General features: G+C 62.5%; 2 protein-coding genes. One reads left to right on the top strand and one right to left on the bottom strand.

Annotation, left to right across the window (positions count from 1 at the left end):
• The first annotated feature begins 119 nt into the window (after positions 1–119).
• Entirely contained in the window at positions 120–16364 is a 16245-nt protein-coding gene (locus IAE77_RS22160) for a M36 family metallopeptidase (protein WP_294231469.1), read from the top strand.
• Positions 16365–16367: 3 nt separating this feature from the next.
• Here the strand turns inward: IAE77_RS22160 and IAE77_RS22165 are convergent, their stop codons facing one another.
• Entirely contained in the window at positions 16368–18785 is a 2418-nt protein-coding gene (locus tag IAE77_RS22165; protein WP_294231471.1) for a c-type cytochrome, read from the bottom strand.
• Positions 18786–18891: the final 106 nt, after the last annotated feature.

Raw genomic sequence — 18891 nt, forward strand, 5'->3', positions numbered from 1 at the left:
GGGATCATAAGGACTAAATATTGATTTAGGCGGCTAAAAATGCGGCAGGGGGCTGAGAATCAGTCTTGTCACGATTGACGTCGATTCGTTATAACCGGCTGGCTATTCCTTCGGAGCTCATGCAAAAGCGTCTTATTCCACTTCTCGTTTCAGCGGGTTTTCTTGTTGTGATTCTGCTCCTGAGCAGTTCGCCGGAGGAAATCGGAAAGGCAGATGACGAAGGCCTGTCTGCGAATCCGGTGCCAGCGAGTCTTTCCAAAGCCGAAACGAGCCAGATGTCATTGCGGAAGGACGATGGTCCTTTGGAGGACCTGGATGTTCGATCGAAACGGGTGATTCCGGCTGGGGTGGATGACAAACGGGCAAAAGCGATGGAGTCGCTGCGCTCTGAAGTGTCGGGAGTGCAGGTGGATTTTGATCCGGTGACGCGGACGCCGAAATGGATTGGCTCCCTTGCGAAGTTGCTCACGGGGCCGCAGGAGTCAGCGGCAGCGAAGGATGCGGACGTGCCGGTGCGTGTGTTCATCGATGCGCATCGGGAGGTGTTCGGGCACGGTGCGGAGAGTCTCGACAAGGCCAGGCGGGTGACGGATTACTCAACGCAACGTGGACCGTCACGGAAGGTGGTGTGGCACCAGCAGCACGAGGGGATCGACATCTTTGAGGCCGTCCTCCAGGCGAATCTGACGACAAAGTCCGAGTTGATCAACATCGGCAGCCAGTTCGTGATGCAGCCGGAGAGCGCGGTGACAGGCGGTTCGGCTCCTGTGGTCGCCGTGGAGCAGGCGGTGGCGGCAGCGGGGCAGAATGTGGGCGAAAAAATGACTGCGGAGAGCGTGCGGCCGATGGGGCCGCCGGCGGCACAACCTGACCGGAGGCAGCAGTTTCGCGCGGCGATGCTGACCGATGCGGACGCGAAATTGACGTGGCTGCCGATGAATGAGAGCAGCATGCGCCTGGCCTGGGACGTGACTTTGACAAGCCGAAGCCGGGCAGAGATGTATCGTGTGCTGGTGGATGCGGCGAACGGCGAGGTACTGGTGCGGCAGGCGATGACGGCCTACATCAGTGACGCCTCCTACCGTGTCTTCACGGCGGAGAGCCCCACGCCGATGTCTCCCGGGCATGAAAAGCCCTCCAGCCTCCAGCCGCTGCCCGTGAATCGAGTCCTGCTGACGACACCTGCGCTGAACACGACGGCATCCCCGAACGGCTGGATCAATGACGGCGGGAACATCACCAGCGGAAACAACACCGACGCCTACACCGACACGAACGCGGATGACGCGGCCGATCTGCCACGCACGACGGGCACGGGCCGTGTGTTCGACTTTCCTTATGACCTGACGCAGGAACCGGCGAACTTCAAAGACGCCTCGGTGACGCAGCTCTTCTACTGGTCGAATTTCATGCACGACCGGATGTATGAGCTCGGTTTCACGGAGGCGGCGGGGAATTTCCAGACCGACAACTTTGGCCGTGGCGGCGTGGGCAATGATCCGGTGAATTCCGAGGCGCAGGACGGCAGTGGCACCAACAACGCGAACTTTTCCACGCCGGTGGATGGCGGCCGCGGGCGCATGCAGATGTACAACTGGACCAGCCCGACGCCGGATCGCGATGGCTCCTTCGAGGCGGAGGTGGTGCTGCATGAATATGGCCACGGCGTGAGCAATCGCCTCGTGGGTGGTCCCTCGGTGACGATCTCCGCGCTTTCATCCCGGGGCATGGGCGAGGGCTGGAGCGATTTCTACGGCCAGGCGCTTACCGCCCAGGCCTCTGACAATCCGCACGGGAACTGGTCGCGTGCGGCGTGGAGCCGGTATCTGACCAGCGGCTGGTACTCCGACAACTACTACTACGGGGCGCGGCGCTACAGCTACAGCACGGACATGCTCAAGAATCCGCATACCTTGAAGGACATCGACCCCAATCAGGTGGACTGGCACACGAGCGTGCCGCGCAATCCGACCTACGCGGCGACGCAGGACGCGACCCAGGTGCACTACCAGGGCACGGTCTGGTGCGTGGCGCTGTGGGATGTGCGGACGAATCTGATCCTGAAGCACGGCTTCGCCACCGGGAATGAGCGGGCGCTTTTCCTGGTGACCGAGGGCATGAAATACACGGCGGCGAACCCGAACTTCATCCAGGCCCGCGATGGCATCCTGCAGGCCGCGATGGTGAACCATCCAGGAGATCTGGGCGAGGTGTGGACGGCGTTTGCGAAGCGTGGGATGGGTGATGGTGCCACGGCACCTGCCAGCAGCACGACGACGGGCATTGTGGAGCAGTATGATGTGCCGGACAGCCTGGAAATCAGCGACCGCAGCGGCTGGAACATCGAGGGGAACAAAGGCGGGCCGTTTTCGCCGTCGGCAAAGACGCTCACCTTGAGCAACGACGGCGCCTCCACGATCAACTGGAGCTCGAATCCAGGCGTTCCATGGCTGAGCGTGAGTCCCGCCAGCGGATCGCTGGCGCCCGGAGCGAATGTGATCGTGACGGTGACGACCCAGGCAAACACGGTGGCACCTGGTTTCCACAGCACAAACCTCGTTTTCACGAACGCGGGCACGAGCTTCAACCAGCCGGTCGGGGTGCGGCTGTATGTGACGCCGCCGGTGGCGGTGAGTTTTGATCTGAACTCCGACCCTGGCTGGACCACCACTGGTGAGTGGGCCTACGGAACACCTGGCGGCAATGGAGGCAGCGCAGGCGGTGGCGCAGGCAATGCCGATCCGACGGGCGGCGCAACTGGGAGCAGTGTGTTCGGCGTGAATCTGGCGGGAAACGCCGCGACTACGGTCGGCGGCCCGTTTTACCTCACCAGCACGCCGGTGAACCTTTCGGCGCGGAGGGCCACACGTCTGCGGTTCAAGCGCTGGCTCAATACGAACGTGCTCAGCAGCACGCGCGTGACGGTGGAGGTGAGCACGGATGGAACGACGTGGAGGGAGGTGTTTGTGAATCCTGGCACGGCCATCACGGACAATGCCTGGCAGACGATGGAGTATGACATCTCCTCCATGGCCGACCAGCAGCCGGCGGTGCAGGTGCGTTGGAGTTGTCGAAACGTGACCGCCAGCACGGCCTATTCGGGCTGGAACATCGACGATGTGGAATTCCTGGGCGAGCCGACGGCGCAGTTCAGCATCGCTGCGGCGGCCTCCGCAGGAGAAGGGGATGCGCCATTGACGGCGACGCTCAATCTGAACCTGGCCCAGGACGCGGATGTGACGGTGAACCTGGTCTCCAGCAACCCGGCGGCGGCCACGGTTCCTGCGAGCCTCACGCTGCTGGCGGGCGAGACCTCGAAGACCTTCACCATCACTCCGGTGGATGACTCCGATCTGGACGGCACGCAGACGACGGTCATCACCGCCAGCACGGCCGTCAACATCGCCAGCGGCAGCCACACGCTGGCGGTGACGGACAATGAGACGGCGGTTTTGACCCTCACCACGCCAGCGAGCGTGCAGGAAGGCACCACGGCCATCAGCGGCAGTCTCAGCGTGAGCACCGCCCCCACGCAAAATGTGATGGTGCAGCTCGGCGCGGCCTTGTCACGGCTCGTGGTGCCTGCGAGCGTGCTGATCCCTGCCGGCAGCGCCGGACCGGTGAGCTTCACGTTTGACGCGGCGGACAATCTGCTGGCTGAAGGAGCGCAGAGCGTCGGTTTGACCGCCAGCGTGCCAAACTGGACGCCTGGAACGGCCACCGTGACGGTGACCGATGATGAAACGCCGCTCATCGTGCTCACCGGTCCTGCGACAGCCCGCGAGGGAGACGGGGCGCAGAGTTACACCGTCACCGTGAACACGGTGCAGGCGGCGGACCTCACTTTGAATGTCTCCAGCAGCGACCCCGGCGAACTGACCGTTCCGCCGACAGTGACGATCCCCGCCGGGCAGTTCAGCGTGAGCTTTGATGCCGCCCCCCAAGACGACTCCGACATGGACGGGGCTCAAAATGCCACGTTGACCGCCAGCCATGCCGGTTACCCGGACGCCACCCGTGTGGTGAGCATCGCGGACAATGAGGTCAACGCTTACACCATTGCCACGATCGGCAGCCCGCAGAAGCGCAACAAGCCCTTCAATGTGGTCATCACGGCGCGGGACATCAATGGCGCTGTCATCACGAATCACAGCGGCAGCGTGATGCTCTCCGCCACTGCCACGGGCGGGCCGCCGCCGTTCACACCCGGGAGTGCCGGCGGATTCGTCAATGGCATCGCCACTCCGGTCGTGACGGTGACATCCACAGCCACGGCAATGACCCTGACGGCCACGGATGGAGCCGGGGTGACGGGCACAAGCAATTCTTTCGATGTGGAACCAGTGGTGCATGACAGCTTCGTCTTCAGCGGCCTGCCTGCCAGTGCCAACGTTGACACGCTTTTCAATGCCACCGCGACCGCTGTGGATGACCAGGGCGGCACTGTCACGAGCTACGCGGATCCGACCGTGGTGGACATTCTCGGCTCCTACTTGGAGCGCACCGTTGGCTCCAACTCCACCTCCACCGGCACGGACAAGGTCCACAACACCGCCGCGCATGATTCCCGCTGCCAGATCATCTACACAGCGGCGGAGCTGGGCGGTGCGCCGAAATTGGTCTCTGCCCTGGTAATGTGGCGCATCACCACTGGCGGGCAGGTGATGCTGAACTACAAGCTCAGGCTCAAACACACCACGCTGGACAGCTTTGACGGCCGCAGTTGGGAAGAAGACGGCTGGACCACGGTGTTCACTTCGGCCAGTTACACTGCCAGCGCTACCGGCCACACCAGCCTGAAGCCCTTCGCTTATGATGGGGTGCGGAATCTGATGGTGGACATCAGCTTTGACAACACCACCGCTTCGAGCGCTGGCACGCTGCGCCAGACGCCCGCCGCCACGAACCGCATGCTCAGCGGCACGAGCAACAGCACCCATGGTGATCCCACCACCTGGACCGCAGCCTCCGGCCCCGTGCCAGTGATCTCCAATGATCTGCCGACGATGAGTTTCTACGAAGCACGTTCCCTGGGTGCCATCCCGGTCTCTCCGGTGACCTTCACGAGCGGCGTGTGGAGCGGACAGGCTGTGGGGCCGGTCGGCGGCAGCATGTGGCTGCGAGCCATCGCACCCTCGGGGGTGACGGGCTTGAGCAATCTCGTGAGCATTTCAAACCCTAGCACCATCGTCGGCACGGAGACGGTGTTCAGCGATGGCTTTGAAACCGGTGTCCTCGGAGCCTCATGGAGCACGGCGGGCAACAGCGGAGCCACCGCCCGCACCCAGGTGACCACGGCGAACACGCCGAAGACCGGCACCTATCATCTCACAATGGACACCACGAGCGCTGTCACGGGCACTTTCGCGGCAAACCGGCCCACGCTCACGCTGAACCTTGCCGGCCGGAAAAACGTCTCGCTGGAGTGGTTCGCGAAGAGCTTTGCTGATGACGGCTACAGCCCGATACTGACCGGCCCGCTGGGCACTTTTGGCTCCACGATGAACTACGATGGCGTGGCGATCAGCCAGGACGGCCTCACCTGGGTGGAGGTGAGCGCCTTGCGCAGTCTTTCCTCGGCCTACGGCACCACAGCCACACGGGTCTTCCTCGATCCGGTGATCCAGCGCCTTGGCTGGAGCTTCAACAGCACTTTCCAGCTTCGGTTCTCCCAGTATGACGACCAGGCCATCCCGAATGACGGCATCGGCATCGACGACGTGGCGGTGAAGGCCAATCCCACGACTGCCATTGCCGTGAATCTGCCGCCGACGATCACGGAGGGCAGCTTGAATCAATCGGTGACGGTGAGCCTGCCTGCCGCTGCGGCGTCCAATACGAGCGTTACTCTGACCTCGAACGGCCCAGCCCGCTTGAGCATCGTCTCCCCCGTGACCATCCTCGCCGGGCAGACGAGCGCCAGCACCACGATCACCGCGCCGCAAAACAACTTCGCGGATGTGGGAAAGGGAGTCATCGTCACTGCCAGCGCAAGCGGCCAGACGACGAGTTACACGCACATCCGTGTGGTGGATGACGAACAGTCGGTGCTCACGCTGGCCTTGCCCGCCAGTGTGACGGAGGGCAGCTCCTCAGCCGCCGGCACCGTTTTCATCGAGCCCATTCAGCCCGTCACCACCACTGTTTATCTGACTTCAGACAACACAGCAGAAGCCACCGTCTCCAACTTTGCAACCATTTTCGCCGGCGCCCGTTCTGGCACCTTTTTTATCACATCCGTCAATGACATGCTCCTTGACGGCACGCAGTCCGTCACCCTCACCGCGAGCGGTCAGGGCCTGGCCCCAGCGAGTGCTCCGATCGACGTGCTCGACAACGAGTCCACCCAGCTCACGGTCACCCCGCCCGCCACGCTCACGGAGGGTGGTGCTCCCGGCATCGGCACGGTGCGCATCTCGGGCCAGCGCTCCGTGGACACCGTGGTCATGATCGCCTCCAGCGACACGACGGAGGCCACCGTGCCAATGAACGTCACAATCCCGGCGGGGCAGGTGAGTGTCAATTTCCAGGTCTTTCCGATGGAAGACAGCATCCAGGACGGATTGCAGAGCGTGACCCTCACCGCCAGTGCCGCAGGTTTCACGGATGGCACAGCCTCGGCGGACGTCCGCGATGATGACCCGGCGTCCTTCGAATTCGCGGGCATTTCCTCTCCCCAGACGCGCAATGTGCCTTTCGCCATCACGATCACGGCCAAAGACGGCACCGACAACGTGCTGACCGGCTTTCACGGCACGGTGAATCTCTCCGCCATCTCCGCTGGCGGTGCTTTGAGTGTCACCCCGGGCATCAGCGCATCCTTCATCAATGGCGTATGGACCGGCAGCGTCAGTCTCGGCGGCACCGGCACCGGGGTGACGCTCACTGCCACGGGCACAGACGGCGCCACCGGCACGTCAGATGCTTTTGATGTGAATCCGGGCGGCGTGGCGGTGTCGCTGGCCTTGGTGCCGGTGAGTTCGCCCCAGGTGGCAGGCGCGGTCATCCCCGTGCATGTCTCCGCCGTGGATGCCAATGGGGTTCGTGTGAATGAGACCGCAGGCAGTGTCACGGTGAATCTCGTCACCGCTCCGGGCGGGCTGCTGGTGGCCAGCCAGAGCCTCACGCTGGTGAACGGGCAGGCCAGCAGCAGTTTTGTCGTGTCCGCCGGGCTGGCCTCCGTGCGGCTGGAGGCGACAGCGGGCGCTTTGAGCGGGCAGAGCGGCGTTTTCGCCATCACCACACCGGACCCGCTGGCTTACTCGCCGCCGCAGGTCGTGTTCAGCGATGATTTCGAGGCCGCCGCCTTCAAGCCTGAGTGGACCATCACGGGCACGGGCACGCACCGGACCATCATCACCACCGCCAACGGACCGCGCGCAGGCACACGGCACATGACGATGGACTCCACCACGGATGTGTCCGATGCCCGCAATGAGGCTACCCTCACTTTGAACCTGGCCGGAAAGAGCGATGTGGAGCTGAGCTTCTGGATGAAGGAAAGCGGGGACGAGGACAACGGCCCGCCGGGCAGCCCCTTCACGGGCGGCGCGGACTTCGACGGGGTGGCGATCAGCGCCGATGGCACCACCTGGCATGAAGTGCAGGGCCTGCGCACCGCTGATGGCATTGGCACGACCTACAAGCAGTTCAAACTGAACCTCAGCACTGCGGCCGCCGCCCATGGACTGACGCCGGGCGCTGGTTTCCGCATCCGCTTCAACCATTTCGACAACTACACCTACGGCACGGATGGCTTCGCGTTCGATGACATCACCGTCACCGCGAATGCCTACGCACCGCAGGAGCCCGTGGCCACGCTGTTTGAGGACGACTTTGAGAGCGGCGTCTTCAGGCCGCAATGGACCATCACCGGCACGGGAAACCACCGCACCGAGATCACCAACCAGCAGACGCCACGTGGTGGTTACCACATGGTGATGGATGTGCACGCGTCGGGCAACGGACGCAATGAGGCCACGCTCACGCTGGATGTCAGCGGGCATCAGGACCTGGCGCTGAAGTTCTGGATGAAGGAAAACAGTGACGAGGACCAGGCTCCGCCCACCAATCCCTTCACGGGTGGTGCTGACTTTGACGGCGTGGCCGTCAGCATGGATGGCAACACCTGGTATGAGGTGCAGGCCCTGCGTGGCACGGCCTCCACCAACACCTACCAGGAGTTCACCGTCGATCTCAGCGCGGCTGCCAGCGCTTTCGGATTCGCTCCGGGTGCAGGCTTCAAAATCCGCTTCAATCACTTCGACAACTCCCCTTGGGCGTCAGGGGATGGCTTCGCCTTTGACGACATCCGCGTGACGGGTCGTCCTGTGCAACAACTCGCACTGAGCGCTCCCGCCACCCTGGCGGAAGGCGGCAGTGCCATGGCAAAGGTCACGCTGCCTGCCGTGCGGGCGGTGGACACGATTGTCACGCTCGCCACAAACCGCCCGGATGGTGTCACGGTGCCCGCCTCCATCACCATTCCGGCGGGTGACACTGTCTCGGCGGATTTTGCCATTTCAGCAGCCCAAGACGCCTTTTTGACCGGAAACCTGCCTGTGCAAATCGTCGCCACGGCGGAGGGTTTTCGACGCAGCGGGGTCGAAATGGCCATTTTGGACGATGAAGTGCCCGCAGGCTTTGATTTGAGCCTTCCAGCCACTTTGGCCGAGGGCGGGACCATCAGCGGCAGTGTCTCCATGACCTCCGCGACCCTGTTTGACCTGACCGTGGTACTTTCAGCCTCGCCATCGCTCGGTTTGACGCTGCCGTCTTCCGTCGCCCTGCCCGCCGGGGCCACCAGCGCCTCGTTTGATCTCATCAAGGCCGAGAACAACACCATCCTCGAACCCGCCAGCACCACTCTCACGGCCTCGCTCGGTGCAGGCAGCGACTCGGCCGTGGTCACCCTCACAGACAATGACTCCACGGCACCGCTGGTCATCACGCTGCCCGCCAGCGTGCGCGAATCCGCCGCGCCGCTCACGGGCAGCGTCGGCTTTGCCCCGCCGGTCAATGTCGGCACCGATTTGACCGTCACCCTGGCAAGTTCAGACACCAGCGAGCTCACCGTGCCCGCCAGCGTGGTCATCCCCGCTGGCGCAGGCAGTGTCTCGTTTGACATCACGCCGGTGGACGACGCTCTGAGTGATGGAGCAGTGCCCGTCACGATCACCGCCACGGCTGCCAGCCTCACGGGTGACACGCACGAAATCAGCGTGTTGGACGATGAGGTGCATCACTTCGCCTTTGATGTCATCAACTCACCGCAGGCCGCGCTGGGCGCCTTCCCCGTCACCCTGCGTGCGCAATCCATCGACAACGTGACCGTGTCCAACTTCACCGGCACCGCCACACTCTCTGCCGCGAATGGTGGCGGAGCCGTAGGCATGAGTCCGTCTGGGACTGGAGCCTTCGTCGATGGCGTCTGGACGGGCTCCGTGACCCTTGCGACGCCGGCGAATGCCGTCATCCTGACCGCCAATGCAGCAGGTGGCCTCACCGGCAGCAGCAATGCCTTCGATGTATCCCAAGGAGCCCGCCTCACGGTCGCGCCATCTCTGTTGAACGTTGCGATGCCAGAAGGCGAACCGCCACTCTCTGTCCCTCTCACCCTCACCAATCCTGGAGGGATGACCACGAACTGGAATGCTGAGGTCATCATCACCGGTGCTGTGGCGAAGCCGCCGCTGGCCAGCGTCCTGACGAATCTGAACACGGACTTTGCCTCCATCACAGCCCTGATCCCTAGCCGCCACGACTTCACCGAGGGAGTCACAGGCAACAACATCAGCGATGGCACCGGAGACATGTACGACAATGGAAACTACCTCAGCACCAATATCACCACCGCAGGTGCCAATCTGAGCTATTCAGACAATGTGATCGCCAGTTCTGCCAACTTGGGCGCGGGCGGGCAGTACTTCACCCGCAAGCACCCCGGGCTCTTTGTCTTCGCGGCGGACATCGCAGGACTGAGCCATTTCGAGATCAGCGGGGGGCTGGGTGCGGATGGCAGTGGTACGACGGATACGGCCATCCTGACCTCCACCCGGGGAGCGGCGACCTACAAAGGCTATGTGAAGCGCGTCTATAATGCTGGCGATCCCAGTGTGAACCACCTCATCATCGTGCAGGATGATCCGGCTCTCACGCGTACGGCCAGCACGGATACCAACAACGACCAGCATCGCCTCAGCGGCCTGGGAGCCGTGACACGCATCTACCACCTTCTCTACGCCTCCACCTCCGGCGGCTACATCAACAACACCCAGACTCAGGCCATCATGGATGCCTTCCTGGACAGTGTGACCGGTTTTCAATGGCTCAGCCTGGCCACTACCAGCGGAAGCATTCCCGTGGCTGGCAGTGCCAAGCTCAATGCAGTCTTCAACCCGCAGGGCTTGAGCCCAGGTGGCCATAACGCCACACTGCGCTTCACCTCCAATGATCCCGCGCAGCCCCAGCTTGAGATGCCGGTGGCTCTTACCATCACACCGGCCGTGCATCACTTCGTATGGAGCGCCATTTCCTCATCCCAGGCGGCCAATGTGCCCTTCGCGGCCACTTTGACCGCGCAGGATGCCTCGAACGCCACCGTCACCGCCTTCAACGGCACCGCTGCAGTGCGGGCACTGGGTCCAGTGGCACAGATAACCAGCGGCACCGGCACGAACACGACCAGTTTTCCCTTCAGCGCTGGCAGCTACTACGAAATGAGGACCCAGAGCATTTACACCCCGGCGGAGGTCGGGGCCGCAGGTCGCATTCAAAGCATCGCCCTGGATGTGGCGACGCTGCCCTCCATGCTCACTGACTTCACCATCCGGCTCAAACACACCTCCAAGACCGACTACAGCGCCACCGGCAGCACCGTGTGGGAGAACGATGGCTGGACCACGGTTTACAGAGGCAACCTCAGCGTCCCGGCCGCCGGCTGGCTTGCATTGCCTTTGACGACTCCTTTCGACTACGATGGCACCAGCCATCTCATGGTGGACTTCAGCTTTGACAATGCCGCCTACGGCACGAGCGGCAGCACGCGTTATTCCGCCGCTAGTGTTCCCCGGACGCTGTACGGAGGGGAGTACGGCTACTATGGCCAGCCGGTGACTTGGAGTGGTACGACACCCACCGGGTACTCCACCACGAATCTGGTGAATCTCCGCTTCAGCAAGCGTTCGCTCTTCCCGGTGGCACCGGGGAATGTCACCTTCACGAACGGTGTCTGGAGTGGAACATCCTCGGTGGGCCAATCGGGCGCACAGGTCAGCCTCGTCGCCACCCACAACGCGAAACCTGCTGTCACGGGCGAGTCTGGCGTGTTCAATGTCACCAGTGTCGGCTCCCTCGCTCTCTCCATTGTGGGTGCTGGCACGGAAGGAGGCAGCAAGAACGCCACAGTCACTGCCAGCGTGGCCCCAGCGGCCGATTTGACCGTCACGCTGGTTTCATCCGCTCCCAGCGTGGCATCTCCGCCAGCCACTGTGACCATCCTGGCCGGTCAGACCAGTGCCGCCTTCACTCTCACGCTGCCGGAGGACACGCTGCTGGAAGGAACGCAAACGGCTCTCATCACCGCCACCGCGCCCGGTTATGACCAGGGACAGGCCCCGGCGACCGTCAACGACAACGAGAGCACCATCGTCACGGTCACGCTGCCAGCCTCTCTCATGGAGAACACCTCCAGCACCGCAGGCCAGGCCAGTGTGCAACTCGCCACTCCGGCGGCCGCAGACTTGACGGTGAGTCTTTCCTCCTCCCTCACAACACGTCTTACGGTTCCAGCGTCCGTCGTCATTCCGGCGGGAAACAGCAGCGCTTCGTTCATTCTCACCGCGCCAAACAATTCGGTCATCGACGGCACTCAGGATGCCGTCATCACCGCAACACTGGCCGGTTCCGCGCCAGCCACCGGCACCGTGCAGGTCACGGACAATGAAAGCCGTGCGCTGAGCTTCGTGCAGTTCACCACCAGCATCAGCGAAGGCGGCTCTCCCTCCGTCTCGGCAGGCTACATCAGTCTTTCTGGTTCTGTTGCCGCCCCGCTCACGATCAATCTCAGCTCCAGCGACACCAGCGAGCTGAATGTCTCGGCCACTGTCACTGTCGCAGCCGGATCCTCCACCAGCGGTTACTTCACCCTCACGCCAGTGAACGATACGGACTTTGATGGCACCCAGACTGTCACCCTCACAGCCAGTGCGGCCAGCTTCACCGATGGGACCCGCACTGTCAGTGTGCTGGATGATGACGCGCACCATTTCACGGTCTCTGCTGTGGCCAGTCCGCAGGTGCGCAACGGGCCGTTTAACGTCACGTTCACGGCCAAAGACATCAACAACACCACCATCACGGCCTATGCGGGATCTCCGGTGCTCACGGCTCAGGAGGGTGCCACGGCGCTCGGGGTGACACCGAACACCGTCACAGGCTTCTCCTCCGGAGTGAGGACTCAAAGCGTGACGGTGCAAAATGAGGCCACTGCGGCGGTGCTGACGCTCACGGATGCAACAACAGCCGCGACTGGCAGCAGCAATGCTTTTGTGGTGGGAGCGGGTAGTTTGCATCACCTTACGTGGGACACCATCCCCACACCCCAGGCGCCATTCACGCCTTTCAACGTCAGCATCAGCGGCCGTGACGCCTATGAGAACCTCGTCACGAGCTACGCCGGCTCTGCCCAGATCACCGCCGCGGAGAACTACAACGTCACCACCGCAGGCACGGGCACGACCAGCGACTGGTATCCCTTCGGCGGGTACTACCCACAAAACCGCTGCCAGATGATCTACACCCAGGCCGAGGCCGGTGGAGTTGCCCGGAAACTGCAGGCGCTGGCCTTCGACATGACGACCCCCTCGGCCTCGTACCCCGCCGTGACCCTGACCAATTTTACCATCCGTCTCAAGCACACCACCAAGACGGACTACAACACCTCGGCCGTGTGGGAGAGCGACGGCTGGACCACCGTGTACCAGGGCACAGTGAACATGAACCAGACCGGCTGGCGGCAGTTCAACTTCACCACGCCTTTCGACTACAATGGCACGGACCGGCTGATGGTGGACATCAGCAGCAGCCAGTCGAGTTTTGTAAACCGGATTGAAGCAAGGAGCTCATTTGTCAGTCCTTACCGGGTGCTTTACAGCTTCACGAGCGGCGCGGCACCACCGACCGGCTGGACTGGAACAGGAACCGCTCTTTACTACCTTCCAAACCTCCGTCTCATTTCCTTTGATCCCGTTGCAGTCACCCCGTCTCAGACCACGGCTTTCACAGGCGGCGTGTGGAATGGCGCGATCTCGCTCGCTGCTCCCGGCAGCATCGTCGCCATGGCGATGGACTCGGCAGCCGGCGTGTCCGGCAATTCGAATGCCTTCACCATCTCATCGCTCGGGCCGCTGGCACTGAGCCTGCCGGTTTCAGTCATCGGAGAATCAGGCGGAACCGTCATCGCGACGCTTTCCGTGGGGGCGGCGCAGGGGGCGGACATCGTCGTTGCTCTCACTTCCACGAAGCCTGCCGCCGCCGCCGCAGTGCCTGCCAGCGTGACGATCCCCGCTGGGCAGACGAGCGTGAACTTCCCGGTCACCGTGGTGAATGACACGCTGCTCGACGGCACTCAGACCACGCTCATCACGGCCACTGCGCCGGGATATGGGGATGGCTCGGCGTCCTTGGCGGTCGAGGATGACGAAACCACCACCATCTCCCTCACTTTGCCGTCCACGCTTGCCGAAAATGCTGCCGCTACCACGGGAACGGTCACTCTGGGTGCCGCCACAGGCACTGATGTCATACTGCCGCTCACCTCGAACGACACCACCGAGTTGGTCGTGCCCGCCAGTGTCACCATTCTTGCCGGCAACACCTCCGCCACCTTCGCCATCACTCCGGTGGATGACGCTGTCATTGATCTGACCCAGACCGTGACTGTGAGCACCAGCATGACCGGCTGGACAGGAGGCAGCAGCACCATTCAGATCACCGACAACGAGACCGCTTCACTCAGTCTCAATTTCACCAGCAGCGTGACTGAATCGACAGGCACGCTCACCGCCACGCTCACCTCCTCCAATCCGGTGGAAAACGCCACCATGGTCACCCTGGCCTCCACCGCGGCCACCGAGGCCACGGTTCCTGCCACCGCCACTATCGCGGCCGGCTCCAGCAGCACGACATTTGCCATCACCATCATTGATGACACCGACAAAGACGGCTCGCAGACCTTTGCCATCAGTGCCGAAGCAGCAGGCTTCATCACCGGAACGCGGAACCTGACGGTGACCGACAATGACGTCCATAATTTCCTCATCTCGGCCATTGGGGCCGCGCAGATTCGCAATGTGCCATTCAACGTCACGTTCACCGCTCGTGACGTGAACAACGTCACCATCACAGGCTACAGCGGCAGCCCTCTTCTCACGGCCAGTGACGATGCCACGGCTCTGAATGTCACTCCAGCCACGATCTCCGGCTTCAGCTCAGGAGTGAAATCACAGTCCGTGACAGTCGGCATTTTCGCCACTAATGCCGTGCTGACGATCACGGACCCGATCACTGGCGGCAGCGGCAGCAGCAACGCGTTTGTCGTCACGGTCGGCCCGGCCTCCAAGTTCGTCTGGGGCTCGGTTCCCCCGCCGCAGGTGCGGGATGTTGCTTTCCCGGTCACCATCACTGCCCAGGATGCCGCAGGAAACCCAGTCACGTCCTACACGGGTTCAGCGGCGCTTTCAGCCCCGGCAGGCTCCTCCAGCCGCAATGTTGGCACCGGAGCAACCACCAGTGCGGTCATTCCATTCAACACCATCTTCACCAAGTGCCGCAGCCAGCAGGTGCATCTGGCCAGCGAGGTTGGTGCGTCAGGTACATTCACCTCCCTGGCGATCAATGTGACCAGTGTGCCGGTGGCGGAAACACTCACGGACTTCACCATCCGGCTGAAGCACACCTCTCGTACCGGTTACAGCCCCGACGCGAGCGACAGAATTTGGGAAACTGATGGCTTCACCACCGTGTATCAAAGTAACATCACGGTCAGCACGACAGGCTACCTTACATTCACATTTTCCACCCCTTTCACCTATGACGGCGTGAGCAACCTCATGGTGGACTACAGCTACCGCATGGCTTCGAACACCTCGGGCCGGCCCACGGTCATCGGCACCACCCGCAGCAACACACGTTCCATCAAGGCCTACACCAGCACCACCACCTATGGCGAACCCCTGACCTGGGCCGGCACATCGCCACCAGCGTTTGCTGATTCACTGAACACCGACATTCAACTGGGGGTGGTGACATCCTATCATCCGCTCAGCCCGGCATCCACGTCTGCTTTCAGCAACGGCATTTGGTCCGGAAATCTCACCCTCGGCTCCACGGCGGACTCGGTTACGGTGACCGCGACCGACGCCGCCTTGGCGGGAAGCTCGAACAGCTTCGAAGTCATCCCCACCGCGTTCGTGCTTACGGCTGAACCCGCCTTCACAGGCGGGCTGGCAAACACGCTTGCATGGAATCTGCCCGCAGCGGGTCTGGAATATGAGCTGGAGCGCTCCGCCACGCCGGACTTCGCCACCCCGGTCTCCAGCGGCTTCCTGGCCGGCTCCACCACCACCTTTGGAGGTCTGGTGGACGGGCAGACCTATCACTACCGCGCACGCATGCGCCGCCAGGGGGCGCTGCCTTGGACGAGCGACTGGTTTCCGCCGATCTCCTCCACCCAGGACGCCAGTCCGCCGGCGCTTAGCGTTCCTGATCTCACCACCACAACGGCTAGTACCACCCTCACTGGCACAGCGACGGACGCCACCAGCGGCATCGCCAATGTCACCGTCGCAGGATCTGCTGCCAATACGTCCGATTCCTTTGCCAGTTGGAGCAGTGCGCTTTCCGGTCTTGGGGACGGTTCCAATTCGATCACAGTCATCGCCAGTGACAACGCTGTGCCACCAAACACGACCACGATGACCGCCATGGTCTATCGCATCGCGTCGCCCGGCACCGATGTGAATCAAGATGGCATCAATGCCCTTCTCGAACACGCCCTGGGCATTCCCGGAGGAGCCGCCAATCCTCGCTCCATGCTGCCTGCCGCCGTCACGGAGACGGACAGCGGCAGCGGCGAGAAATATCTCTGCATGCAGTTCCGCCGCCGCATCCAGCGGGCAGGCCTCAGTTACATCGTCGAAACCAGCTCCAACCTCTCCACTTGGGACGACACGGGTGCGAATGTGATCGAAAAATCCGTCGTTCCCACGGGTGACGGCATTACCGAGACCGTCACCGTGCGCGTCACCCCTGCCATGAACCTCGGAGGGGCGAAGTTTGTTCGGCTACGCGTGACTACCAATTGATCCTCACTTCTTCTTCCCAAGGTTCTTCAACTCCATCTCCGTCCACATCATCATCCTGCCTTTCTCCTGTTCGCGGATTTTGGTGATGTTGACGGTTTCCACAGCACCAGCCGTGTGTTCCCACTCGCGGCGGATGTAGGTGAGGACGCCGGCAATGTCTTCGTCGGTGAGCTGGGGCAGCGGGGGCATGGCGAGGTTGTAGGTGCGGCCGCTGACCTTCACGGGGCCGGCGAGGCCGTGCATGACGATGCGGGCGAGCACCTCGGGCTTGCCGAGCACCCATTCGCTATCGACGAGCGGTGGCGCGAGGCCGTCGAGACCAAAGCCGTGCGGTTGATGGCAGGCGGCGCAGAGGGTGGCGTAGATGGTTTTGCCTTTTTCAAAGAGCGCGGTTTGCGTTTCGGTGAGCGGTTTGATGACGGGCGGGGCCGGTGCGCCGGGTTTGCCGGGCCAGACGAGTCGATTCGCGAGGCTGGGGGCCAGTTTGAGCTGCTTCAGATGCTCGGGCTCTTTGTCGAGCCACACGAGCTTCACGGTCTTCGATTTGCTATCGGTCTTGGCGAGGCCTTTGAGGATCGTGTCGCGGTTTTCGGGCGAGCTGGCGGCCAGTTCGAGCATTTCGGCAATGGGACCGGCTTTTCCGGCCAGCGCGACCAATTCGGCCAAAGCACCGATGACGGCCTTCGAGCCTTCGGAAGGTGTTTGGGCGAGTGTTTTGGCAAATGCGGACTCTTTGCCGCGCAGGCCGGTGAGCGCCGCTTCGCGAATGAGGGCGTTTTTGCCGTGCGTGACGAGCAGCGGGGCCAAAGCGGCCTCGTTGAGCGTTTTGATGGCGATGTGCGCAAGCACGAGCGGATGTTTTTCAGCGGCGAGATCGAAAACGTAGTCGCGAGGAGCCACACGCGCCGCGGCGGCGCGGACGTGCTCGCTTTTATCGGCGAGCGCGGTCTTCACGAGGTCCGCCGTGATGGCGGCGAGACCGTCGAGCGTCCACAGCGCATGCTCGCGAGCAACGGCGCTCTCGTTTTGCAGCAACTCCTTCAACGCGGGCACCGCAGAGGCATCGGCGGACTCGACAATGAGTCGCTGAGCGGTGTCGCGCACCCAGCCGTTGGCATGCGTGAGCAGTTTTGCATCTTTCGTGACCTTCACGGGCTTCGCGCTGCTGCCTTCCGGCACGATGCGCCAGATGCGGCCCATGTTGAAGGGCTGCTCGAGTTTCCGCGCCTGGATGTTCGCGATGAGGTAATGCGTGAGGAAGCTCTGGTGCTGGATGATGCCGCGATACATGTCCACGAGGTAAAGCGCGCCATCGGGGCCGTTGCAGGCATTCACCGGGCGGAAGCGCTCGTCGGTGGAAGTGAGGAACTCGCTGCCTTTGGCGGTATTCGTGGCCTTCACGACGCCGTCGGTCTCACTCATCGTGAATCGCTTCACCAAATTTGCCGCAGGCTCGGGCACGAAGGCATTGCCGCGATACGCGGCTGGAAACGCGTTACCGCGATAAATGAGTGCGCCGCAGGTGGCGGTCGGTTTCGTCAAGCGACCGTCGGCGCTGAGTGTTTTGGCATCGTAACCGCGATTCACACCCGGCGTGGGATGCGAGGCGTAAAGTGTCTGATCCGCCGCGAGCTTCGCATTGATGCTAGTGGCATTGCGCAGCAGCGGATTGCGAGCGAAAGCCTCCGTCGGCAGCAGATCGGCACGCAGCATGTCGCTGTTGTAGTTGAAATAGAGCCGCCCGTGGTCGTCCTGGCAAAGTCCCCACTGGCCGCGACCGAGACCCACGTCTTTTTGCCACATGCCGCCGCGCAGTTTCAGCCGCGAGCTGTATCCAGCGCTCCAGATCGAGTTGTCCATCGCCCACACCGGCGAGTTCGCCATGTGCTCCGGCTGACCACCGAGCGTGCCGAAGTCGGTGGCGATCACTTCTTTCACATCCGCCACGCCATCGCCGTCCGTGTCTTTGCAGAAGATCAAATTCGGCGGCACGGCGATCAAAGCGCCGCCATTCACCGCCATTACCGCCCGCGGCATGACGACCTTGTCGAGAAACGCCGTCGCCTTGTCCATGCGCCCATCGCCATCCGTGTCTTCGAGCAACGAAACACGTCCCGTCGGCTCCTTCTCCGTGCTTCCAGCCAGATCGTGCATGTAACCGCGCATCTCGCAGACGTAGAGCCGCCCTTGATCATCAAAACTCATCGCCACCGGCGATTCGATCATCGGCTCCGATGCCACCAACTCGATGCGGAACCCTTTTTCGACCGCGAAGGTCTTCATCGCCTCTTCCGGCGACAGCGGCTTCGGCGGCGGCAGTTTGAACTTCAACTCGACCTTCTCCGGGCCGGCGTTTTTGGAATGCACTGCGAGCGCCTGAGGCGCGAGTGAGAGACAGAGGAGAGCAATGAGGGGGCGCATGTTTTTTGGGGAGGTCAAAGCTACGCTCGTCAAGGAGTCAAGACGGTCAAGATGGCCGCTGGCACGATGCTTGACCACGCCTTGACCATCTTGACGAATCCTTGAC

The organism is Prosthecobacter sp. (genome assembly GCF_014879935.1).
Classification (GTDB): Bacteria; Verrucomicrobiota; Verrucomicrobiia; order Verrucomicrobiales; family Verrucomicrobiaceae; genus Prosthecobacter.

What these genes read in the sequence shown, in the direction of transcription:
- IAE77_RS22160 (WP_294231469.1), top strand. Translation starts at nt 120, where the DNA reads ATGCAAAAGCGTCTTATTCCACTTCTCGTTTCAGCGGGTTTTCTTGTT.
- IAE77_RS22165 (WP_294231471.1), bottom strand. Translation starts at nt 18,785, where the DNA reads ATGCGCCCCCTCATTGCTCTCCTCTGTCTCTCACTCGCGCCTCAGGCG.